Annotated in this window: 18 protein-coding genes; 14 read left to right on the forward strand and 4 right to left on the reverse strand. The window is 62.2% G+C overall.

Annotated elements, in window-relative coordinates; translation table 11 throughout:
• Nucleotides 1-40: 40 nt before the first annotated feature.
• Nucleotides 41-985, reverse strand: coding sequence for a GlxA family transcriptional regulator (locus C8K58_RS05470; RefSeq protein ID WP_027606007.1), 945 nt, complete (start codon nt 983-985; stop codon nt 41-43).
• A 193-nt stretch (nt 986-1,178) separates the two neighbouring features.
• Here C8K58_RS05470 and C8K58_RS05475 point away from each other — a divergent pair, with 193 nt between their 5' ends.
• The 6 genes from C8K58_RS05475 to C8K58_RS05505 all read left to right on the forward strand — a co-directional run bounded on the left by C8K58_RS05475 (nt 1,179) and on the right by C8K58_RS05505 (nt 6,290).
• Complete coding sequence (locus C8K58_RS05475) at nt 1,179-2,123, forward strand: choline ABC transporter substrate-binding protein (protein WP_092490303.1); 945 nt, start codon at nt 1,179-1,181, stop codon at nt 2,121-2,123.
• A 73-nt stretch (nt 2,124-2,196) separates the two neighbouring features.
• Complete coding sequence (locus C8K58_RS05480) at nt 2,197-3,084, forward strand: 3-keto-5-aminohexanoate cleavage protein (protein WP_027606009.1); 888 nt, start codon at nt 2,197-2,199, stop codon at nt 3,082-3,084.
• Nucleotides 3,085-3,154: 70 nt separating this feature from the next.
• Complete coding sequence (locus C8K58_RS05485; RefSeq protein WP_027606010.1) at nt 3,155-4,120, forward strand: L-carnitine dehydrogenase; 966 nt, start codon at nt 3,155-3,157, stop codon at nt 4,118-4,120.
• A gap of 13 nt (nt 4,121-4,133) precedes the next feature.
• Nucleotides 4,134-4,610 (forward strand): thioesterase family protein, encoded by a 477-nt coding sequence (locus C8K58_RS05490; RefSeq protein WP_027606011.1) that lies wholly within the window; start codon nt 4,134-4,136, stop codon nt 4,608-4,610.
• Between the two features lie 9 nt (nt 4,611-4,619).
• Nucleotides 4,620-5,780 carry a gamma-butyrobetaine dioxygenase gene (locus tag C8K58_RS05495; protein ID WP_108573353.1) on the forward strand — a complete coding sequence of 387 codons (1,161 nt, stop codon included), beginning with the start codon at nt 4,620-4,622 and terminating at the stop codon, nt 5,778-5,780.
• 246 nt (nt 5,781-6,026) lie between these two features.
• On the forward strand, nt 6,027-6,290 hold the full coding sequence (locus tag C8K58_RS05505; RefSeq protein ID WP_027606014.1) for a hypothetical protein: 264 nt from the start codon (nt 6,027-6,029) through the stop codon (nt 6,288-6,290).
• A 105-nt stretch (nt 6,291-6,395) separates the two neighbouring features.
• Here C8K58_RS05505 and C8K58_RS05510 read toward each other — a convergent pair whose 3' ends face one another.
• On the reverse strand, nt 6,396-7,499 hold the full coding sequence (locus C8K58_RS05510) for a GlxA family transcriptional regulator (protein ID WP_065925468.1): 1,104 nt from the start codon (nt 7,497-7,499) through the stop codon (nt 6,396-6,398).
• 537 nt (nt 7,500-8,036) lie between these two features.
• On the reverse strand, nt 8,037-9,413 hold the full coding sequence (locus C8K58_RS05515; protein WP_027606016.1) for an L-serine ammonia-lyase: 1,377 nt from the start codon (nt 9,411-9,413) through the stop codon (nt 8,037-8,039).
• Between the two features lie 415 nt (nt 9,414-9,828).
• On the opposite strand from C8K58_RS05515, the gene C8K58_RS05520 reads away from it, so the two are divergent.
• From C8K58_RS05520 to choV, 3 genes are all read left to right on the forward strand, one after another.
• Complete coding sequence (locus C8K58_RS05520) at nt 9,829-10,776, forward strand: choline ABC transporter substrate-binding protein (RefSeq protein WP_027606017.1); 948 nt, start codon at nt 9,829-9,831, stop codon at nt 10,774-10,776.
• A 69-nt stretch (nt 10,777-10,845) separates the two neighbouring features.
• Nucleotides 10,846-11,691 carry a choline ABC transporter permease subunit gene (gene choW / locus C8K58_RS05525; RefSeq protein WP_016972877.1) on the forward strand — a complete coding sequence of 282 codons (846 nt, stop codon included), beginning with the start codon at nt 10,846-10,848 and terminating at the stop codon, nt 11,689-11,691.
• Nucleotides 11,688-12,866 (forward strand): choline ABC transporter ATP-binding protein, encoded by a 1,179-nt coding sequence (gene choV, locus C8K58_RS05530; protein ID WP_027606018.1) that lies wholly within the window; start codon nt 11,688-11,690, stop codon nt 12,864-12,866. The genes choW and choV overlap by 4 nt, the downstream gene beginning before the upstream one ends.
• A 153-nt stretch (nt 12,867-13,019) precedes the next feature.
• On the opposite strand, the gene C8K58_RS05535 is transcribed toward choV, so the two are convergent.
• Nucleotides 13,020-14,954 (reverse strand): BCCT family transporter, encoded by a 1,935-nt coding sequence (locus C8K58_RS05535; protein WP_223841653.1) that lies wholly within the window; start codon nt 14,952-14,954, stop codon nt 13,020-13,022.
• A gap of 390 nt (nt 14,955-15,344) precedes the next feature.
• On the opposite strand from C8K58_RS05535, the gene betI reads away from it, so the two are divergent.
• The 5 genes from betI to C8K58_RS05560 all read left to right on the forward strand — a co-directional run bounded on the left by betI (nt 15,345) and on the right by C8K58_RS05560 (nt 22,282).
• On the forward strand, nt 15,345-15,938 hold the full coding sequence (gene betI / locus C8K58_RS05540) for a transcriptional regulator BetI (RefSeq protein WP_027606020.1): 594 nt from the start codon (nt 15,345-15,347) through the stop codon (nt 15,936-15,938).
• A gap of 110 nt (nt 15,939-16,048) precedes the next feature.
• Nucleotides 16,049-17,521: a betaine-aldehyde dehydrogenase gene (gene betB, locus C8K58_RS05545; protein WP_027606021.1), complete on the forward strand. Its 1,473-nt coding sequence runs from the start codon at nt 16,049-16,051 to the stop codon at nt 17,519-17,521.
• 92 nt (nt 17,522-17,613) lie between these two features.
• Nucleotides 17,614-19,317 (forward strand): choline dehydrogenase, encoded by a 1,704-nt coding sequence (betA, locus tag C8K58_RS05550; RefSeq protein WP_027606022.1) that lies wholly within the window; start codon nt 17,614-17,616, stop codon nt 19,315-19,317.
• A 206-nt stretch (nt 19,318-19,523) separates the two neighbouring features.
• A complete protein-coding gene (locus C8K58_RS05555) occupies nt 19,524-20,969 on the forward strand; it encodes a TldD/PmbA family protein (RefSeq protein ID WP_027606023.1) in 1,446 nt (481 codons plus the stop codon).
• Entirely contained in the window at nt 20,966-22,282 is a 1,317-nt protein-coding gene (locus C8K58_RS05560; RefSeq protein ID WP_027606024.1) for a TldD/PmbA family protein, read from the forward strand. The genes C8K58_RS05555 and C8K58_RS05560 overlap by 4 nt, the downstream gene beginning before the upstream one ends.
• The last annotated feature ends 32 nt before the right edge of the window (nt 22,283-22,314 follow it).

Here is a 22,314-nt window from a genome sequence, read left to right on the forward strand (position 1 = left end):
ATAAATTATAGTGATGAGTATAATTCACTATAATTGTTCGTCAAACCACCTCCCGTCGCCGATCCTCCCTCGGACACTTGGCAAACCTCGCCCGATAACTCCGGGTGAAATACGACGGCGACTCGAACCCGCAGGCAATGCTCACCTCCAGCACGCTCATATCGCTCTGGCGCAGCAGCTGCCGGGCTTTTTCCAGGCGCAGGCCAAGGTAGAAGTTGCTCGGGGTATCGTTCAAATGCAGGCGAAACAGACGCTCCAACTGGCGCCGGGTAACTTTGATCGCGTCGGCCAACGCCAAGGTGCTCAGGGGCGGTTCGGTGTGCTGCTCCATCTCGCCGATCACTTGCACCAGCTTCTTGTTGTTGATGCCGTAGCGCGTGGCGATCTGCATGCGCTGGTGGTCCTTGCGCGGGCGGATGCGGCCGAGTACGAACTGTTCGGAGACCTGGATCGCCAGGTCGGCGCCGTGGGCCTGGGCGATCAGGTCGAGCATCAGGTCGATGGAGGCGGTGCCGCCGGCGCAGGTGATGCGGCGGCGGTCGATTTCGAACAGTTCCTGGGTCACGCTCAGGTGCGGGTACGACTCCTTGAAGGCATCGATGGCTTCCCAGTGCAGGGTCAGGCGATGACCGTCGAGCAGGCCGGCTTCGGCGAGCACGCAGGCGCCGGTGTCGATGGCGCCGAGGGTCACGCCGTCATGGTCCAGGCGGCGCAGCCAGTGCTCCAGCGCCGGCGTGGCGAACTGCAGCGGTTCGAAGCCGGCCACCACCAACAGCGTCGCACCCTTTTTCAGCGGTTCCAGCGCGGCGTCGGCGTTGACCGACATGCCATTGCTCGCCAGCACCGCGCCGCCATCGGCGCTCAGCACATGCCAGCGGTACAACTCGCCACGAAAGCGGTTGGCCACGCGCAAAGGTTCCAGTGCAGAAATAAAACCGATAGCCGAGAACCCCGGCATCAGCAGAAAGTAGAAATCCTGGGACATGGTGGCGCTCTCGTAGGACGGGCAGCGTGGCACTGTGATACTCCCGTTCTCGGGTGGATTCAAGGGGGCAGGTCGCTGCAGTGCAAGAGCTGGTCGCCGCCGTGCGTTTTGTCGCCTCCAAAGCTACGTAACTTGGCCTCACGGCGCACAAAGACGCCGGCCCCCACAATAACGACCTGCCGAGGGATCCACCATGAACCGACTGATTCGCCGCTGCGTGCTTGCACTCAGCGCCAGCGCCATCTTGAGCACGAACGTATGGGCTGCCGACGCGGCATCCTGCCAGAACGTGCGCATGGGCGTGGTGAACTGGACCGACGTCATCGCCACCAGCGCCATGACCCAAGTGCTGCTCGACGGCCTCGGCTACAAGACCAAACAAACCAGCGCCTCCCAGCAAATCATCTTCGCCGGTATCCGTGACCAGCGCCTGGACCTGTTCCTCGGCTACTGGAACCCGCTGATGACCCAGACCATCACGCCGTTCGTCGACGCCAAGCAAATCAAAGTCCTCGACAAACCCAGCCTGGAAGACGCCCGCGCGACCCTCGCGGTGCCGACTTACCTGGCGGACAAAGGCCTGAAGACCTTTGCCGACATCGCCAAATTCGAGAAGGAGCTGGGCGGCAAGATCTACGGCATCGAGCCGGGCTCGGGGGCCAACACCCAGATCAAGGCAATGATCGCCAAGAACCAGTTCGGCCTGGGCAAGTTCCAACTGGTGGAATCCAGCGAGGCCGGCATGCTTGCCGCCGTGGACCGTGCGGTACGCCGCAAGGAAGCCGTAGTGTTCTTCGGCTGGGCGCCGCACCCGATGAACGTCAATATCGCGATGACCTACCTCACCGGCAGCGACGACGCCCTGGGCCCGAACGAAGGCATGGCCACCGTCTGGACCGTGACCGCGCCGACCTACGCCGAACAGTGCCCCAACGTACACAAGCTGCTGACCAACCTGACCTTCACCGCCGCCGACGAGAGCCGGATGATGCAGCCGTTGCTGGATCACAAGGATGCCCTCGAGTCCGCCAGGCAGTGGCTCAAGGATCACCCCCAGGACCAGGCGCGCTGGCTCGAAGGCGTGACCACCTTCGACGGCAAACCGGCTGCAGCCAACCTGCAACTCACCAGCAAATAACCTGATTTGAACCACCGTGTCGCAGCCGCTCCTGGCTGCGAACGGCACCACTACGCCCGTAAGGAACCGCCCCATGAACCACGACGTCATCATCACCTGCGCACTCACCGGTGCTGGCGACACGACCGCCAGAAGCCCACACGTGCCGGTCACCCCCAAGCAAATCGCCGCCGCTGCGGTGGAAGCCGCCAAGGCGGGCGCCACCGTGGTGCACTGCCATGTGCGCGACCCCGAGACCGGCAAGTTCAGCCGCGACGTTGCCCTGTACCGCGAAGTGATGGAGCGCATCCGTGAGGCCGACATCGACATCATCGTCAACCTCACCGCCGGCATGGGCGGCGATCTCGAGATCGGCGGCGGCGAGCACCCGATGGAGTTCGGTCCCAATACCGACCTGGTCGGCCCGCTGACCCGCCTGGCCCATGTGGAAGAGCTGCTGCCGGAAATCTGCACCCTGGACTGCGGCACCCTGAACTTCGGTGACGGCGACACGATTTACGTCTCCACCCCGGCGCAGCTGCGGGCGGGCGCCAAGCGCATCCAGGAACTGGGCGTGAAGGCCGAGCTGGAGATCTTCGACACCGGCCACCTGTGGTTCGCCAAGCAGATGATCAAGGAAGGCCTGCTCGACAACCCGCTGTTCCAACTGTGCCTGGGCATCCCATGGGGCGCGCCGGCCGACACCACCACCATGAAGGCCATGGTCGACAACCTGCCCGCCGACGCGGTGTGGGCCGGGTTCGGGATCGGCCGCATGCAAATGCCCATGGCCGCGCAGGCGGTGCTGCTGGGCGGCAACGTACGAGTCGGCCTGGAAGACAACCTGTGGCTGGACAAAGGCGTACTTGCCACCAACGGCCAACTGGTGGAACGCGCCGGCGAAATCCTCAGTCGCCTGGGCGCGCGGGTCATGACCCCGGCGGAGGGTCGCATCAAGATGGGCCTGACCAAACGCGGCTAACCGAATCAAAAAATGTGGGAGGAGCTTGCCCCCTCCCACAGGGAACCACCGAACGCTTTAGGAATTTGCCATGCGCTTTATCACTGAGATCAAAACCTTCGCCGCCCTGGGCAGCGGTGTCATCGGCAGCGGCTGGGTGTCCCGCGCGCTGGCCCACGGCCTGGATGTGGTGGCCTGGGACCCGGCGCCGGGTGCCGAAGCGGCGCTGCGCAAGCGCGTCTCCAATGCCTGGGGCGCCCTGGAAAAACAGGGCCTGGCACCCGGCGCATCCCAAGACCGCCTGCGCTTTGTGGCCACCATCGAAGAATGCGTGAAAGACGCCGACTTCATCCAGGAAAGCGCCCCGGAACGCCTGGAACTGAAGCTGGAATTGCACAGCAGGATCAGCGCCGCGGCCAAGCCCGATGCATTGATCGGTTCAAGTACCTCGGGGCTGTTGCCGAGTGAGTTCTACGAGGGCTCGACCCATCCGGAACGCTGTGTGGTCGGCCATCCGTTCAACCCGGTCTATCTGCTGCCGCTGGTGGAAGTGGTCGGCGGCAAGCACACCGCGCCGGAAGCGATCCAGGCCGCGATCAAGGTGTATGAATCCCTCGGCATGCGCCCGCTGCATGTGCGCAAGGAGGTCCCCGGGTTTATCGCCGACCGCTTGCTCGAAGCCCTGTGGCGCGAGGCGTTGCACCTGGTCAATGACGGCGTGGCCACCACTGGCGAGATCGACGATGCCATCCGCTTTGGCGCCGGCCTGCGCTGGTCGTTCATGGGCACCTTCCTCACCTACACCCTGGCGGGTGGCGATGCGGGCATGCGCCACTTCATGGCGCAGTTCGGCCCGGCGTTGCAATTGCCGTGGACCTACCTGCCGGCTCCGGAGTTGACCGATAAGTTGATCGACGATGTGGTCGATGGCACCAGCGACCAGCTGGGCAAACACAGCATTTCGGCGCTGGAACGCTATCGTGATGATTGCCTGCTGGCGGTGCTGGAAGCGGTGAAAACCACCAAAGCCAAGCACGGCATGACCTTCGCCGAATAACGGAACCCTCACCATGCCTGCACTGACCACCTACACCACCCCAGTCCTTGCCGACTGGGTGGACTACAACGGCCACCTGCGCGACGCGTTCTACCTGCTGATCTTCAGCTACGCCACCGACGCGCTGATGGACACCCTCGGCCTGGACAGCGAAAACCGCGAAGCCAGCGGCCATTCGCTGTTCACCCTGGAACTGCACCTGAACTACCTGCACGAAGTGAAACTCGGTGCCGAAGTGGAGGTGCACACGCAACTGATCGCCCACGATGCCAAGCGCCTACACCTTTATCACAGCCTGCATTTAGTGGGCGATGAGAAAGAACTGGCCGGCAACGAACAGATGCTGCTGCACGTCGACCTGGCCGGTCCGCATTCGGCCCCGTTTGCCGAGGCGACATTGGAGAAACTCATTGCGATCAGCGCTGAGCAAGCCGACCTGCCAAGGCCCGCCCTCCTCGGCCGAGTGATTGGACTGCCCCCGAAAAAATAAGGAACCATCATGCAAACCGCCGCCGCTGTTGCCGATTTCCGTACTTACCCGAAACTCTGCGACCTCTCCGATGCACAGGTGCTGGACGATCAGGTTCGCGTGATATGGGCCGATGGTCGGGTCAGCCCGTTTCACCATCAGTGGCTGCGGGACAACTGCCCGTGCACGCAATGCGTGTACAGCGTGACCCGCGAGCAAGTGCTGGAAATTGTCGATGTGGATGAAAACCTCGGCGCCATCAGCGTGCGTATCGACCAGGGCTTCCTCAGCGTGGAATGGCACGGCGGTCATCGCAGCCGGTACGATCCCGGCTGGCTGCGGGCCCATGCCTACGACGATGAATCCCGCGCCGAACGCCGGGCGGCGAAAGCAAAATCGCGGCTCTGGGACAACACCTTCGAACTGCCTATATTCGACTACGCGGCGGTCATGCAAGACCCTGCGGCGCTGCTGCAATGGCTGCTGGCCTTGCGTGACGCGGGCCTGACGCAAATGCGCGGCGTACCCACCGAACCCGGCTCCCTGGCGCGTGTCGCCCAGCGTATTTCATTTATCCGCGAGAGCAATTTCGGCGTGCTGTTCAACGTGCAATCCAAGGCCGATGCCGACAGCAATGCCTACACCGCTTTCAACCTGCCCTTGCACAGTGATTTGCCGACCCGGGAGCTGCAACCGGGGCTGCAATTCCTGCATTGCCTGGTCAACGATGCCGACGGGGGCGAAAGTATTTTTGTCGATGGGTTTGCCATCGCCAATGCCCTGCGCGAGGAAGATCCCGAAGCGTTTCGTGCCTTGTGTGAAATACCCGTGGAGTTTCGCAACAAAGACCGCCACAGCGACTATCGTCGCCTCGCGCCGATCATCGCATTGGACGCCTTGGGGGATGTGGCAGAGATTCGCATGGCCAACTTCTTGCGTGGGCCGTTCGAGACGTCGGTGGCGCAGATGCCGTTGCTGTATCGGGCTTATCGACGCTTTATCGCGATGACGCGCGAGGCGCGCTTTCGGCTGGTCAAGCGCCTGGACCCGGGCGAGCTGTGGTGCTTCGATAACCGCCGCACGTTGCATGCGCGCAATGCGTTTGATCCCACCTCCGGGGCGCGGCACTTTCAGGGTTGCTATATCGACCGGGACGAACTGCTTTCACGAATCCTGGTGCTGCAGCGCTAAAAAAGCCCCGGTCCAGCCGTGACTGGATCGGGGCAGAGTGCCTTGTGTGAGCCGTACATCCCGAGGGTGACCAAACCTTCAAGCTGCTTGCTGATGGACAGTGTGCCTATTACTTCAGTGGGTAAATGGCCCGAAAACGACACGCTCATAGCCATCTGAGCCATTCGTGCATTCTGCCCTTGCCGACCGGCCGGGGGCCTACCAGAATCCAAGTCGATCCCCGCTCCCTTCACCAGGATAAACGTCATGATGCATGCGGATTTGATTGACCAGGATGACCTGCTGAGCCAACTGCGCTCCCTGGGTTTCGAGGTGTCCAGCGGCGCCAGCGCCGAACAGGCTTGCGAGTGCGCGGTACGCGGTTTGAGCGAAGCGCGGGCCAAGGCCCTCAAGGGTATGGTTGAGCAGATGTACACCGGCAGTGCGACGATTTTGCCGGCGGTGCGCCAGGCGATCGACAAGCAGTTGTTACCAGCGCTGATGCAGTTCAAGCAGAACTCCGGCGCCTGACAGACCGCTATCAGGGGGCAAGCCCCCTCCCACATCTGGCCATGTTCGTCATGACAACTCGGTCAAGTGTGGGAGGGGGCTTGCCCCCGATGCAGTCAACTCGGTTTAGAGCCGTACGCTCGCAAACGTCGACTCATTGCGCGCCTGGCTCAGCGCCGCCATCGGTCCCGACAGCGGTGACAACACCAGCGCCTGCGGAATCGGCATCATCGCCACCTGCTGGGTGGTGTTGGAGCCTACGCGCTCATCCCGTGGCGGAATGCCGAAGTATTCGCGGTAGCACTTGGAGAAGTGTGGCGTGGAGACAAACCCGCACACCGAGGCCACTTCGATGATCGACATCGGCGTTTGCTTGAGCAACTGCCGCGCGCGAATCAGGCGCAGCTTGAGGTAATAGCGCGACGGCGAGCAGTGCAGGTATTTCTGGAACAGCCGCTCCAGCTGGCGACGCGACACGGCGACGTACACCGCCAGTTCGTCGAGGTCGATCGGCTCTTCGAGGTTGGCTTCCATCAGCGCGACGATTTCCTGCAGCTTCGGCTGGTTGGTGCCCAGCATGTGCTTGAGCGGCACACGCTGGTGATCCTGTTCGTTGCGGATGCGCTCGTACACGAACATCTCGGAGATAGCCGCCGACAGTTCGCGGCCGTGGTCGCGGCTGATCAGGTGCAGCATCATGTCCAGCGGCGCGGTGCCGCCCGAACTGGTGAAGCGGTTGCGGTCGAGGGTGAACAAACGGGTGCTCATCGACACACGCGGGAAGGCTTCCTGCATCGACGCCAGGCATTCCCAGTGCACGCTGCAATCGAAGCCGTCGAGCAGACCGGCACAGGCCAGGGCCCAGCTGCCGGTGCACACCGCGCCAAGGCGACGGGACTGGCGCGCCTGGCTTTGCAGCCACGACACATGCTCACGGGTCACGGTACGCTGGATACCCACGCCGCCGCACACAATCACAGTGTCCAGGGCCGGGGCTTTGTGCATGGAGGCATCGGGGGTGATTTGCAGACCGTCGCTGGCCCATACCTGGTTGCCGTCGACACTCAGGGTTGTCCAGCGATACAGCTCGCGGCCGGACAGCTGGTTGGCCATGCGCAGCGGTTCCACGGCCGACGCCAGGGAAATCAGCGTGAAATTGTCCAGCAGCAAAAAGCCGATGGATTGAGGCGCACGGTTCTGGGGTTGGGCCCCTGAGTTGAACGACGTCATCGCGGTATCTCCTCACACAAAGCGGGTGATGGCCTCAGGCGAGGCTCTTGTTATTGCGCTCTTCATCCGGCAAGGCGAGAGGCTTTGAATTGGTAGAGCAAATGCCATGCCTAAATTTGAATGGCCATTCAACAAATCCTGAAAACGACCTGATGACGCGTCTAAATAAGCCCACGCGAGGAGTACGGGATATGGCTGAAATAGACGTCGGAGCGGCCCTGCTCAAGGTGTGTGAGCAGTTCGGTATCACTTGTGGGAAGGCGCTTTCAGCGCGTAGGAAAAGTCTGTCACCGCACGCACAGGTGACGGGTGGTCGAGGGGAAAATCGTTTGGAAGCTACTTATCTGTTTGCGACGCGCTAAAAGGTGGCGATTTTGGTTGGTGTGTTCACTTGTAGTGAGCGGGCTCGCCCCGCGCTGGGTGGCGAAGCCGCCCCAAAATCAGGCGACCGGGTTTTATCTGAAACTATGTGGTGCCTTTACCCAGCGCGGGGCAAGCCCGCTCACCACAAAGGCCCTGTTCATCACAACAAGCTAATCAGCACTCCACCGCACTGACCGCCAACCCGCCCCGGGACGTCTCCTTGTACTTGTCATGCATATCCGCCCCGGTATCGCGCATGGTGCGGATCACGCGGTCCAGGGAGATAAAGTGCTGGCCATCACCGCGCAGGGCCATCTGCGCCGCGTTGATCGCCTTCACCGCGGCAATCGCATTGCGCTCGATGCACGGCACTTGCACCAGCCCGCCCACCGGGTCGCAGGTCAGGCCGAGGTTGTGCTCAAGGCCGATCTCGGCGGCGTTGCACAGTTGCTCCGGGGTTGCGCCGAGGATCTCCGCCAGCCCGGCAGCGGCCATGGCGCAGGCCGAACCCACTTCACCCTGGCAACCGACTTCGGCGCCGGAGATCGAGGCGTTCTTCTTGCACAGGATCCCCACCGCCGCCGCACTGAGCAGGTAGTCGACCACGTTGGCTTCGGTGACTTCGTCGCTGAACTTCATGAAGTAGTGCAGCACCGCCGGAATGATCCCCGCCGCACCGTTGGTGGGCGCCGTGACCATGCGTCCACCGGCGGCGTTTTCTTCATTCACCGCCAGGGCGAACAGGTTGACCCACTCCATCGCACTCAAGGTCGAGCCGATCACATTGGGCTTGTTCAACTCCTGCAGACTGCGGTGCAACTTGGCGGCGCGACGGCGCACATTGAGGCCGCCGGGCAGGATGCCTTCGTGCTTGAGGCCCTCCTCCACGCACGCCTGCATGGCGCGCCAGAGTTTCATCAGACCACTGCGGATTTCGTCTTCGGAGCGCCAGACTTTTTCATTGGCCAGCATCAACTCGGCAACGCGCAGGTTGTGGGTCTTGCACAAGTGCAGCAGTTCCACCGCGCTGGAGAAATCATAGGGCAACTCGGTGCGGTCCATGTCTGCCACGCCGCTCTGCGCCTGGGCTTCATCCACCACGAAACCACCGCCCACTGAGTAGTAGGTGTCGCGGTGCAGCTCGCCTTCATCGCCGTACACCAGCAGGGTCATGGCGTTGGGGTGGAACGGCAGGTTTTCGTCGAGCAGGCGCATGTCCCGGGCCCACACGAACGGCACGGGCAAACGCCCGTCGAGCAGCAATGTGTCGGTTTCGCGCAGGGTGTGGATGCGCAGGCCGATCTGCGACGGATCGATCGCGTCCGGCCACTCGCCCATCAAGCCCATGATGGTGGCGGTGTCGCTGCCGTGGCCGATGCCGGTGGCGGACAGCGAACCGTACAGCTGAACTTCGACACGCCTGACTTGTTCCAACAGTTCACGTTCACGTAACCCCTGGACGAACAACGCCGCGGCGCGCATGGGGCCGACGGTGTGAGAACTGGAAGGCCCGATGCCGATCTTGAACAGGTCGAAAACACTGATAGCCATTGCGGTAGAACTCCTCGATAAGCACGGCCAGGCTTGAACGAGGTGCTACGCTCAGATCGCCCAGATGGCGGCATCATCAAGCTTTTGCTGTCGCTCACGGCGTCTCACACCGACGCACCCATGCTCACCAGCGTCGCTCCCGTGCGATCGCCTGTTTCAGCCGTTTTTAGCGGTGCAGATGGGCAAAAACAGCGGTTTTACCTTGGGAAAAACCTGTAAGCGACGTCACCGACACTGGATACGACCCTCCCTGTACTGGATACGACGCCCCCTGTAGGCGTCAGATTTTCACTGGTACATGATCAGTCTCGACTCGTTTGCAAGGCACCGTGGCAGAGCTGTTGCCGCACGCTCCAACCGCAACACTTATAAAGCGCGGCGAATGCCGCCAGAAAAAACACAGGAGTCTACCCAGATGAAAGGTTCACCCTCGTTGTTGTTGGCCGCCATGCTGAGTCTGCCAGTCATGGCGCACGCCGCAGAACCGGAACAGTGCAAGACCGTCAACTTCTCCGATGTCGGCTGGACCGACATCACCGTCACGACCGCGACCACCAGCGAAATCCTCAAGGGCCTGGGCTACAAGACCAAGACCACGATGATTTCCGTTCCTGTGACCTACAAGTCCCTGGCCGACGGCAAGAACATGGACGTGTTCCTCGGCAACTGGATGCCGACCATGGAAAACGACATCAAGCAGTACCGTGATGCCGGCACCGTGGAAACCGTGCGCGCCAACCTGGAAAACGCCAAGTACACCCTGGCGGTACCCGAGGCGCTGTACAACAAGGGCCTGAAAGACTTCGCCGATATCGCCAAATTCAAGGATGAGCTGGGCGGCAAGATCTACGGCATCGAGCCGGGTAACGACGGCAACCGCACAATCCAGACGCTGATCGACAAAGACGCCTTCGGCCTCAAGACCGCCGGTTTCAAAGTGGTCGAATCCAGCGAAGCCGGGATGCTTTCCCAGGTTGAGCGCGCCACCAAGCGTGACCAGGCCATCGTGTTCCTCGGCTGGGAACCGCACCCGATGAACACCCGCTTCAAGATGAAGTACCTGACCGGGGGTGACGATTCGTTCGGCCCCAACTACGGCCAGGCCACCATCTACACCAACACCCGCAAGGGCTACACCGAGGAATGCAGCAACGTCGGTCAGTTGCTGAAAAACCTGGTGTTCACCTTGAACATGGAAAGCACCCTGATGGGTAACGTCCTGGACGACAAGATGAAGCCCGATGCCGCCGCCAAGGCCTGGCTGAAAAAGAACCCGCAAGTCCTCGACACCTGGCTCGCCGGAGTCAATACCGTCGATGGCAAACCAGGCCTGGAGGCCGTCAAAGCGTATCTCGCCAAGTAATCCCGCTGACCCCGGGGCGGTGCGCTGCCCCGGGATGTTTTCCCTCTTCGCATGTGGACATTCACTACCATGCTGACTGAACAGAAAATCCCACTAGGCCAGTACATCGCTGCCTTCGTCGAATGGTTGACCCAACACGGCGCCAACTACTTCGACGCAATCGCATCGACACTGGAAACGATGATCCACGGCGTGACGTTCGCGCTGACCTGGTTCAATCCGCTGGCATTGATCGGTCTGATTGCGCTGCTGGCTCACTTTATTCAACGTAAATGGGGACTGACTGTTTTTGTCATCGCCTCCTTCCTGCTGATCCTCAACCTGGGGTACTGGCAGGAAACCATGGAGACCCTCGCGCAGGTGCTGTTCGCCACCCTGGTCTGCGTGGTCATCGGTGTGCCGCTGGGCATTGTTGCCGCGCACAAACCGCTGTTCTACACCATGATGCGGCCGGTGCTCGATCTGATGCAGACCGTACCGACCTTCGTCTACCTCATCCCTACCCTGACCCTCTTCGGGCTGGGTGTGGTGCCTGGGTTGATTTCCACGGTGGTGTTCGCGATTGCCGCGCCGATCCGCCTGACCTACCTGGGTATCCGTGATGTACCGCAAGAGTTGATGGACGCCGGCAAGGCCTTTGGCTGCTCGCGCCGTCAGTTGCTCTCGCGCATTGAACTGCCCCACGCCATGCCGAGCATCGCTGCCGGTATTACCCAATGCATCATGCTGTCGTTGTCGATGGTGGTGATCGCCGCCCTGGTGGGCGCCGACGGCCTCGGCAAGCCGGTGGTCAACGCGCTGAACACCGCCGATATCGCCCTGGGCTTCGAAGCCGGCCTGGCGATTGTGCTGCTGGCCATCATGCTCGACCGCATCTGCAAACAACCCGACGCCAAAGTAGGGGGTGATGCATGAGCATTATCCGATTCGACAATGTCGACGTGATCTTCTCCAAAGACCCACGCGAAGCGCTCAAGCTGCTGGACCAGGGCATGAGCCGTAACGAAATCCTGAAAAAGACCGGGCAGATTGTCGGCGTTGAAAAGGCCAGCCTGGATGTGGAAAAAGGCGAGATCTGCGTGCTGATGGGCCTGTCGGGCTCCGGCAAGTCGAGCCTGCTGCGCTGCATCAACGGCCTCAACACCGTCAGCCGTGGCCAGCTGTTCGTCGAGCATGAAGGTCGCCAGATCGACATCGCCTCCTGCAGCCCCGCCGAGCTGAAAATGATGCGCACCAAGCGCATCGCCATGGTGTTCCAGAAGTTTGCCCTGATGCCCTGGCTGACGGTGCGCGAGAACATCAGCTTTGGTCTGGAAATGCAGGGCCGCCCGGAAAAAGAACGGCGCAAGCTGGTGGACGAGAAACTCGAGCTGGTGGGCCTGACCCAGTGGCGCAACAAGAAGCCCGATGAGCTGTCCGGCGGCATGCAACAACGCGTCGGCCTGGCCCGCGCGTTGGCGATGGATGCCGACATCCTGCTGATGGACGAGCCCTTCTCCGCCCTCGACCCGCTGATCCGCCAGGGCCTGCAGGACGAGTTGCTGGAACTGCAAAGCAAACTGAGCAAGACCATCGTGTTCGTCAGCCACGACCTCGACGAGGCGCTCAAGCTGGGCAGCCGCATCGCGATCATGAAAGACGGCAAGATCATCCAGTACAGCGTGCCGGAAGAGATCGTGCTGAACCCGGCGGACGACTACGTACGCACCTTCGTCGCCCATACCAACCCGCTGAACGTGCTGTGCGGCCGCAGCCTGATGCGCACGCTGGACAACTGCAAACGCGTCAACGGCTCGGTGTGCCTCGACCCGGGCGGCGATTCGTGGCTGGACCTGTCCGAAGGCAACACCATCCAGGGCGCCCGCCAGAATGGCGTGGTGATGAACCTGCAAAACTGGGCACCGGGGCAACCGGTGGAAGGTTTGGGCCGGGTACCGACCCTGGTGGATTCGAATATCGGCATGCGTGATGCGCTGCAGATTCGTTACCAGACGGGGAACAAGCTGGTGTTGCATGACAACAACCAGGTGGTGGGGATCCTCGGCGACAGTGAGCTCTACCACGCCCTGTTGGGCAAAAACCTGGGCTAACACACACTGCAAAACAACTGTGGGAGGGGGCTTGCCCCCGATAGCGGTGGATCAGTAACAGATGGACTGACTGACACACTGCAATCGGGGGCAAGCCCCCTCCCACATTTTTTGCCCCAGTGGCGTCAGTGACACCACCGGGCTTTCAACGCATCAGCTATAGACACGGCCAAGGAGCTGCCGATGGCTTTCAAACTGATCGAGCACGTCCCGGGTGATCTGTTCCTGGGCGAAGCCCATCAGGTCGTATTCCTGAGGCCCGTTGTGCAGGTACACCTCGGCCCGGTAATAGCGGGTGCGTTCTTCTTCGGGCAGGTCGCTCGGCGCCGACGAGTAAGCATCCAGGCTCACCTCATAAACGAAGGGGTTGCCCTCTTCCATCTCGATGCGCACACCGATGCAGCGCTTGGATTTACCCAGCAGCGTCTGCACTTCCAAACCTTGTTCACGCAACGCCGTCGCCGCTTCTTCCAGCGCCGGCGTGACGTGCTTGTCCATAAAGCGCTGCACAGTGCCCTGGCTCGGTTGCAGGTCGAGTGCCGTCAAGCGCTCGCTGAAGCCGCGACGCCCGCGTTCAGCCAGTTGCGCCTGCTCCTGTTCGATCGCCACGTCCTGGCGCATCGCCTTGTGCAAACCGAACATAAAGAAAATCAGCACCACCGAGAACGGCAGCCCCGCCAGCACCACCATGGTTTGCATGGCTTCGAAGTTGCCGGCAAACAGCAGGCCGATGGTCACCAGGGTGATCACCGCCGACCAGAAGATGCGCAACCAGTGCGGTGCGTCTTCATCCACATTGCCGCCTTTGCAGGAAAGGTTGGCCATCATCACCGCGCCGGAATCCGCCGGGGTCAGGAACAGCACAAAGCCCACGAAGATCGACACGCCGATAACGATTTTCGACGCCGGGTAATGCTCCAGCAACTGGTAGATAGCCATGGACGGTTGTTCCAGCGCCGTCTTGCCCAACTCCACCGCACCATGGTTCAACACCAGGTCCAGCGCCGAGTTACCGAAGATCGACAGCCACGCCAGGGTAAAGCCCAGGGGAATCAGCAACACGCCGGCCACCAGTTCACGCACCGTACGGCCACGGGAAATCCGCGCGATGAACATGCCCACGAACGGTGCCCAGGAAATCCACCAGGCCCAGTAGAACAGGGTCCACAGGCCCATCCAGCGTTCGGTCTTGTCACCGTCGCCTTCGTACACATAGAGGTCGAAGGTTTTCAGCACGATGCCGTTGAGGTAGTCGCCGGTGTTCTGCACCAGGCCATTGAGCAGGTGCAGGGTCGGGCCGAACAGCAGCACGAAGATCAGCAAGCCGCTGAACAGCACGATGTTGAGGTTGGACAGGCGGCGGATGCCGTTCTCCACGCCCGACACGGCGGCGATGGTCGCCACGGTGCTCATCACAATGATCACGATCAGCAGGTTGGTGTTGCTGTGCGCCATGCCGAACAGGTTTTCCAGGCCGGACGACACCTGCATCGAACCGATGCCCAGGTTCGTTACCAGGCCCAGCAGGGTCACGAACATGCCGAAACCGTCCACCGCGTGACCGGCCGCGCCCTTCACCCAACGCTCACCCACCAGCGGGTACAACGCCGAACGCAAGGCCAGCGGCTGGTTATGCCGGTAGGCGAAGTACGCCACCGCCAGGCCGACCAGCGCATAGATCGCCCAGCCATGCAGGCCCCAGTGCAAAAAGGTCAACTGCAACGCCTGGCGTGCCGCGCCGTTGCTGGCGGCGGCGCCTTCGGGCGGGTTGAAGTAGTGATCCAGTGGCTCGGAGGCACCGAAGTACAGCAACGAGATACCGATGCCCGACGAGAACAGCATGCCGGCCCAGGCGCCGTAGCTGAAGTCCGGGGTGTCGTCCTTGCTGCCCAGTTTCAACTTGCCATAGGACGAAAACGCCAGGCCGACCACAAACACCAGGTAAGCGGCGATGACCACCATGTAGTACCAGCCGAAGCTTTTGGAAAGCCAGGCCTGGGCTACGCCGAGCATGCGCCCGGCCTCCTGCGGGGCGATGATCAGAATGGCGGTCAACAACAGAATCAGTGCGGTGGAGGTGTAGAACACCCAACCGTTGACCCGTACCTTTTCCGGCGGGGTCTTTATAAGAGAGGCAGAACTCATGGCGCAGATGCTCCGGGCAGTGCGAGAGAGAAACACAAGGCAGCGGTTATCCCGACCTATCGATTTTTCGGCAGTCGACGGACGGGTGTTATAAAGACACCCCGAAAATCCTTGAGCCCCACCAGGCAGTGGGCAGGCCTTGATACCGCCTGTTTCAAAGGTTTTTGCAGGTGCCGGATGTCGCGGCCCTCACGTAGGAAATACCTGTAGACAGCGACCATTTGTCGCAGAGCTTATTCTTTGTTGATTGAACGTTCAATCAAAACAAAATAGACTGGCCTTCAAGTCGACGAACGTTCATCGCCCGTCGGCAGGCCTAAGGAGAGGTGCTACATGCCCAAGGTCGGTATGCAACCCATACGCCGCCAACAGTTGATCGAAGCCACGTTGACGGCCATCGACCAGGTCGGAATGGGAGATGCCAGCATTGCGCTGATCGCCCGTTTGGCCGGGGTCTCGAACGGCATCATCAGTCACTACTTTCAGGACAAGAACGGCCTGATCGCCGCGACGATGCGCTACCTGATGAACATGCTGATCGAGAACGTCCACGAACGCAGGCTTGCGCTGAAGGACGACAGCCCACGGGCGCACCTTCGGGTGATCATCGAGGGCAACTTCGACGCCAGCCAGGTCAATGGCCCGGCAATGAAAACCTGGCTGGCCTTCTGGGCCACCAGCATGCATCACCCGTCATTGCACAGGTTGCAGCGGATCAACGATCAACGTCTGTATTCCAACCTGTGCTGCCAGTTCCGCCGAGTGCTGCCGCTGCCGCACGCACGCAAAGCAGCCAGAGGCCTGGCGGCCCTGATCGACGGTTTGTGGTTGCGCGGTGCCCTGTCGGGAGACGCTTTCGACACGGCGCAGGCGCAACGGATCGCTTACGAATACATGGATTTCCAATTGGCCAAGCAGGTGAGTTAGAGCCCTTATAAACGCTCAACCCCTGAACGTCCGCCGCCCAGTGTTGCCACACCCTCATGGCCCACTTTGCGGTGGGTAACGCCAACCACTTATGCACTTGCGAGGACTTTATGGCCCGTTTCGACCTGCAAAAACTCTACATTGACGGCGGCTACAGCGACGCTGGCAGCGATGCCACCTTCGACGCCATCAACCCGGCTAACGGTGAAGTTCTCGCCCAAGTGCAACGCGCCACGTTCGACGACGTTGAACGTGCCGTGGTCAGCGCGGAAAAAGGCCAGAAAATCTGGGCCGCCATGACCGCCATGGAGCGTTCGCGCATCCTGCGTCGTGCCGTCGACATCCTGCGCGAGCGCAACGACGAACTGGCCGCCCTGGAAACCCTGGACACCGGTAAAGCCTTCTCCGAAACCCAGTACGTCGACATCGTCACCGGCGCCGACGTGCTGGAATACTACGCAGGCCTGGTACCGGCCATCGAAGGCGAGCAGATCCCGCTGCGCGACACCTCGTTCGTCTACACCCGCCGCGAGCCCCTGGGCGTGGTCGCCGGTATCGGCGCCTGGAACTACCCGATCCAGATCGCCCTGTGGAAATCCGCACCGGCCCTGGCCGCCGGCAACGCGATGATCTTCAAGCCAAGCGAAGTCACCTCGCTGACCACCCTGAAACTGGCCGAGATCTACACCGAAGCCGGCGTTCCAGCAGGCGTGTTCAACGTCTTGACCGGCAGCGGCCGTGAAGTCGGCACCTGGCTGACCGAGCACCCGCGCATCGAGAAAGTCTCGTTCACCGGCGGCACCGACACCGGCAAGAAAGTCATGGCCAGCGCTTCGAGCTCGTCGCTCAAGGAAGTGACCATGGAACTGGGCGGCAAGTCGCCGCTGATCGTGTTCGAAGACGCCGACCTGGATCGTGCGGCCGACATCGCGATGATGGCCAACTTCTACAGCTCCGGCCAGGTCTGCACCAATGGCACCCGCGTGTTCGTGCCCAAGCACCTGCAAGCGGCATTCGAAGCCAAGATCGTTGAGCGTGTTGCGCGCATCCGCGTTGGCGACCCGCAGGACGCCAACACCAACTTCGGTCCGCTGGTCAGCTTCGCCCACATGGAAAGCGTGCTGGGCTACATCGCCAAAGGCAAGGAAGAAGGCGCCCGCGTGCTGTGCGGCGGCGACCGCCTGACCGACGGCGACCTGGCCAAAGGCGCCTTTGTGGCCCCGACCGTGTTCACCGACTGCACCGACGAGATGACCATCGTCCGTGAAGAAATCTTCGGCCCGGTGATGAGCATCCTCACCTACGAAACCGAAGAAGAAGTGATCCGCCGCGCCAACGACACCGACTTCGGCCTGGCTGCGGGCCTTGTGACCAAGGACCTGAACCGCGCCCACCGCGTGATTCACCAGCTGGAAGCGGGCATCTGCTGGATCAACGCCTGGGGCGAATCCGACGCGAAGATGCCGGTGGGTGGCTACAAGCAATCCGGTGTGGGCCGTGAAAACGGCATCAGCTCGCTGAACAACTTCACCCGCATCAAATCGGTACAGGTTGAGCTGGGCGACTACGCCTCGGTGTTCTAAGACCCGGGTTTTGTCGTGCCTTTGAGGCCGTCATCGGGGCAGGCCCCCGATGAGGCCCGACCTGCTGACCACACTTCAAAGAGGGTGCATTTATGTCCCAAGAATACGACTACATCATTGTGGGTGCCGGCTCCGCCGGTAACACCCTGGCAACCCGCCTGACCGAAGACGAAGGCGTCACCGTCCTGCTGCTGGAAGCCGGCGGCCCCGACTACCGCCTCGACTTCCGTACCCAGATGCCCGCCGCCCTGGCCTTCCCGCTGCAAGGCCGGCGCTACAACTGGGCCTACGAAACCGATCCGGAGCCACACATGGACGGCCGCCGGATGGAATGCGGTCGCGGCAAGGGCCTGGGTGGCTCTTCGCTGATCAACGGCATGTGCTACATCCGTGGCAACGCCATGGACTACGACAACTGGTCGAAACTGCCAGGCCTGGAAGACTGGAGCTACCTCGACTGCCTGCCGTATTTCCGCAAGGCCGAAACCCGCGACATCGGCCCCAACGACTGGCACGGCGGCGATGGCCCGGTCAGCGTGACCACGCCTAAAGCCGGCAACAACCCGCTGTTCCACGCCATGGTGGAAGCGGGCGTGCAGGCCGGTTACCCGCGCACCGAAGACTTGAACGGCTACCAGCAGGAAGGCTTCGGCCCGATGGACCGCACCGTCACGCCTAACGGCCGTCGCGCCAGCACCGCGCGCGGTTACCTGGACATAGCCAAGAAGCGCTCCACACTGACCATCGTCACCCACGCCCTCACCGACAAGGTGTTGTTCGAAGGCAAGCGTGCCGTTGGCGTGCGTTACCTGATCGGTGCCGCCGAAGAGCGCGTGGAAGCCCGTGCGCGTAAAGAAGTGCTGGTGTGCAGCGGCGCAATCGCTTCGCCGCAGCTGCTGCAACGCTCCGGCGTCGGCCCGGCCAAGCTGCTGGAAAGCCTCGACATCCCGGTGGTCCACGACCTGCCCGGCGTCGGCGAAAACCTGCAGGACCACCTTGAGCTGTACCTGCAATATGCATGCACCCAGCCGGTGTCGCTGTACCCGTCGCTGCTCTGGTACAACCAGCCGGCCATCGGTGCAGAGTGGCTGTTCAACGGCACCGGCATCGGCGCCAGCAACCAGTTCGAAGCGGGTGGTTTTATCCGTACCCGTGAAGAATTCGAATGGCCGAACATCCAGTACCACTTCCTCCCGGTCGCGATTAACTACAACGGCAGCAACGGTGTGAAAGAGCACGGTTTCCAGGCGCACATGGGCTCCATGCGCTCGCCGAGCCGTGGCCGCGTGCAACTGAAGTCGAAGAACCCACGGGACTACCCGAGCATCCTCTTCAACTACATGGCCACCGAGCAGGACTGGCAGGAATTCCGCGACGGCATCCGCCTGACCCGTGAAATCATGCAGCAGCCGGCACTGGACCCGTACCGTGGCCGCGAAATCAGCCCGGGCATCGAGGTGCAAACCGATGAGCAGTTGGACAAGTTCATCCGCGAGCACGCCGAGACCGCGTTCCACCCGTCCTGCTCATGCAAGATGGGCGACGACGAGATGGCCGTGGTCGATGGCGAAGGCCGCGTGCATGGCATGCAGGGCCTGCGCGTAGTCGATGCGTCGATCATGCCGATCATCACCACCGGCAACCTGAACGCACCGACGATCATGATCGCCGAGAAAATCGCCGACAAGATCCGTGGCCGCCAGCCGCTGCCGCGCAGCACTGCCGACTACTACGTGGCCGGCGATGCGCCGGTACGTGGCAAGCCGTTGCGTGAAGTGGGACCATTGGCGCAATAACGCCAAACTCTGTGGTGAGCGGGCTTGCCCCGCGCTGGAGTGCGCAGCGCTCCCAAGCTTTTGGGGGCCGCTGCGCAGCCCAACGCGGGGCAAGCCCGCTCGCCACAGGGGCACTTGCCACAAAGAATCACCTCTCCTTGATCGCTCCCCAGCCCCGGCCTACTCTGTGTGCCTGCCCGCGCTGAGCCGCCCACAAGGAAGGCCCCATGTTCGAACACCACGCCACACTCAAGCAGCACTTCAGTGCCCTGCGCACCACCGCCGAATTTTTCTCCCTGCGTTACGTGCGCGAGTCCGGCCAGTACCTGTCGGTGCGCAAGAACGTCGCCGAACCGCCGCACCTGAACCACGACGAAGGCGCCATGCTCACCGTGCGTTTGAACGGTGTGGAAACCTACGCCGCGACCCACGATATTTCCCTGCCTGGCCTGCAAGCCGCCCTCGAGCGCGCCGAACAGCAAGCACGCCTGATAAAACCTCACGCCCTGCTCGACCTGCGCGACCAACCGGTGTCCAGCGACGTCGCCGACTACCTGTCGCCGCACCTCGAGCACGCCTTCCCGTCCTTGAGCGACTGCTACCAACTGCTCGGCGATGAGTCCTCTGCGGTGCCCCAGGACGAGCGCCTGGTGAACTGGGAAGTCAGCCTCGGCCTGACCCATGTCGAGCAGATCTACCTCAACAGTGCCGGCGCCGAACTGCGCCAGGCCCAGCGGTTTGTGTTCCCCGGCGTCAACGTCACCGCCTACGACGGCACCGACAGCCAATCGCGCACCCTCGGCGGCAGTAACTTCGGCCAGCAAGGCGGGTTTGACGTGATCAGCCGCTTCGGCCTGGTGGGCGCCGCGCCGCGCATTGCCGACGAAGCCCTGCAACTGCTGCTGGCGCCCAACACGCCCCAGGGCCCGCGCGACCTGCTGCTGATGCCCGACCAGATGATCCTGCAGATCCACGAGTCCATCGGCCACCCCCTGGAACTCGACCGCATTCTCGGCGACGAGCGCAATTACGCCGGCACCAGTTTTGTGAAGGCCAGCGACTTCGGCCAGTTGCAATACGGCTCCAAGCTGTTGAACGTGACGTTCGACCCGGACATTCCCGAGCAACTGGCCAGCTACGGCCATGACGACGACGGCACCGCCGCCAGCAAGCAATTCCTGATCCGCGAAGGGCTGCTGCTCAAGCCGCTGGGTGGGGCGTTGTCGCAGTTCCGTTCGGGCATGGGCGGCGTGGCCAACAGCCGCGCCAGCAGCTGGAACCGCGCGCCGATCGACCGCATGGCCAACCTGAATATCGAAGCCGGCGATAAGAGCCTGGCGCAACTGATCGGCGGCATCGACAGCGGCATCCTGATGTCGACCAACCGCTCGTGGTCCATCGACGATGCGCGCAACAAGTTCCAGTTCGGCTGCGAGTGGGGCCAGTTGATTGAAAACGGCGAGCTCAAGGGCGTGGTAAAGAACCCCAACTACCGGGCGATTTCCGCGCAGTTCTGGCGCAACCTCAGCGCCGTGGGCGACGCCAGCACCTTCAAGGTGCTGGGCACGCCGAACTGCGGCAAGGGCGAGCCCAACCAGGTGATCCGCGTCGGCCATGCGTCGCCGGCCTGTGTGTTCAGCAACGTTGACGTATTTGGAGGAGATGCCGAATGAACACCTTCAAGGCATTGGTGCAGTGGCTCAAGCAGGCCATCACCGACAAGGAACAATTCCACCTGGGCTATGCGGCAGAATCGTCCGAGTTCGTGCGCTTCAACCACGCCAAGGTGCGTCAGGCCGGGCACGTGCAGCAGGCCAGCCTCAACCTCAAGCTGATCAACGATGGCCGCCATGCCGACCTCGGCATCACCCTGGCCGGCGAGCCCGAGCTGGATCGCCAGCGCCTCGCCGACGGCCTGCGGCAATTGCGCGAAACCCTGCCGCTGCTGCCCCATGACCCGTACCTGCTGCTCAACCACAACGCCTGGCAAAGCCACCACGAACAGGCCCGCCCCTTGCCCGACCTGGCCCAGGTACTGGAAGAAATCAGCCAGGCCGCCGATGGCCTCGACCTGGTCGGCTTCTATGCCGCCGGCCCGATCAGCCGGGGCTTCGCCAGTTCGGACGGTGCGTTTGGCTGGCATCAGGCCAATAGCTTCAACTTCGATTTCAGCCTGTTCCACGCCAATGGCGAGGCGGTAAAAGCCAGCTACGCCGGCGACGCCTGGGACAGCGCCGAGTTCGCCCGGCGCTTCCAGCTGGCGCGTGAACAGCTGGAATTCCTCGGCCGCCCGCTGCACACCGTGGCGCCCGGGCAGTACCGCGCCTACCTCGCGCCGGCGGCGTTGGAAGAAATCATCAGCATCATCACCTGGGGTGGTTTTTCCGCCCAGGCCATCGCCAGCAAAGGCAGCTCGTTGCAACGGCTGTATGCCCGCGAGCAGTCCTTGAGCCCCCTGGTGACGGTGAAAGAACATATCACCGACTCCCTGAGCCAGGCGTTCTCCAGCGAAGGCTACCCGCGCAGTGACGTCACCCTGATCAATGCCGGCCAGGCCGAGGGCCAACTGGTGAACTCCCGCAGCGCCGCCGAATATGGCCTCAGCGCCAACGGCGCCAGCGGCGATGAGTCACCGAGCGCCCTGCAGATCGCGGCGGGCAACCTGGCCCAGGCCGAGATCCTCAAGCAACTGGGCACCGGGCTCTACATCAGCAACCTGTGGTACCTGAACTACTCCGACCTGCCCGCCGCACGCCTGACCGGCATGACGCGCTTCGCCACGTTCTGGGTGGAAGACGGCGAGATCAAGGCGCCGGTCAGCACCATGCGTTTTGATGACAGCGTCTACCAGTTGCTCGGTTCGCAACTGGAAGCGCTGACCGCCGAGCGGGAACTGCTGCTGTCGGCCAGCACTTATAGCCAGCGCAATACCGCGTCCAACCTGTTACCGGGTGCCCTGGTTAAACGCCTGACCCTGACCCTGTAGATACACCCCCCTGTGGGAGCGGGCTTGCCCTC

Origin of the sequence: Pseudomonas sp. GV047 (assembly GCF_003058245.1) — a bacterium.
Lineage (GTDB): Bacteria > Pseudomonadota > Gammaproteobacteria > Pseudomonadales > Pseudomonadaceae > Aquipseudomonas > Aquipseudomonas marginalis.

What these genes read in the sequence shown, in the direction of transcription:
- C8K58_RS05470 (WP_027606007.1), bottom strand. Translation starts at nt 985, where the DNA reads ATGTCCCAGGATTTCTACTTTCTGCTGATGCCGGGGTTCTCGGCTATC.
- C8K58_RS05475 (WP_092490303.1), top strand. Translation starts at nt 1,179, where the DNA reads ATGAACCGACTGATTCGCCGCTGCGTGCTTGCACTCAGCGCCAGCGCC.
- C8K58_RS05480 (WP_027606009.1), top strand. Translation starts at nt 2,197, where the DNA reads ATGAACCACGACGTCATCATCACCTGCGCACTCACCGGTGCTGGCGAC.
- C8K58_RS05485 (WP_027606010.1), top strand. Translation starts at nt 3,155, where the DNA reads ATGCGCTTTATCACTGAGATCAAAACCTTCGCCGCCCTGGGCAGCGGT.
- C8K58_RS05490 (WP_027606011.1), top strand. Translation starts at nt 4,134, where the DNA reads ATGCCTGCACTGACCACCTACACCACCCCAGTCCTTGCCGACTGGGTG.
- C8K58_RS05495 (WP_108573353.1), top strand. Translation starts at nt 4,620, where the DNA reads ATGCAAACCGCCGCCGCTGTTGCCGATTTCCGTACTTACCCGAAACTC.
- C8K58_RS05505 (WP_027606014.1), top strand. Translation starts at nt 6,027, where the DNA reads ATGATGCATGCGGATTTGATTGACCAGGATGACCTGCTGAGCCAACTG.
- C8K58_RS05510 (WP_065925468.1), bottom strand. Translation starts at nt 7,499, where the DNA reads ATGACGTCGTTCAACTCAGGGGCCCAACCCCAGAACCGTGCGCCTCAA.
- C8K58_RS05515 (WP_027606016.1), bottom strand. Translation starts at nt 9,413, where the DNA reads ATGGCTATCAGTGTTTTCGACCTGTTCAAGATCGGCATCGGGCCTTCC.
- C8K58_RS05520 (WP_027606017.1), top strand. Translation starts at nt 9,829, where the DNA reads ATGAAAGGTTCACCCTCGTTGTTGTTGGCCGCCATGCTGAGTCTGCCA.
- choW (WP_016972877.1), top strand. Translation starts at nt 10,846, where the DNA reads ATGCTGACTGAACAGAAAATCCCACTAGGCCAGTACATCGCTGCCTTC.
- choV (WP_027606018.1), top strand. Translation starts at nt 11,688, where the DNA reads ATGAGCATTATCCGATTCGACAATGTCGACGTGATCTTCTCCAAAGAC.
- betI (WP_027606020.1), top strand. Translation starts at nt 15,345, where the DNA reads ATGCCCAAGGTCGGTATGCAACCCATACGCCGCCAACAGTTGATCGAA.
- betB (WP_027606021.1), top strand. Translation starts at nt 16,049, where the DNA reads ATGGCCCGTTTCGACCTGCAAAAACTCTACATTGACGGCGGCTACAGC.
- betA (WP_027606022.1), top strand. Translation starts at nt 17,614, where the DNA reads ATGTCCCAAGAATACGACTACATCATTGTGGGTGCCGGCTCCGCCGGT.
- C8K58_RS05555 (WP_027606023.1), top strand. Translation starts at nt 19,524, where the DNA reads ATGTTCGAACACCACGCCACACTCAAGCAGCACTTCAGTGCCCTGCGC.
- C8K58_RS05560 (WP_027606024.1), top strand. Translation starts at nt 20,966, where the DNA reads ATGAACACCTTCAAGGCATTGGTGCAGTGGCTCAAGCAGGCCATCACC.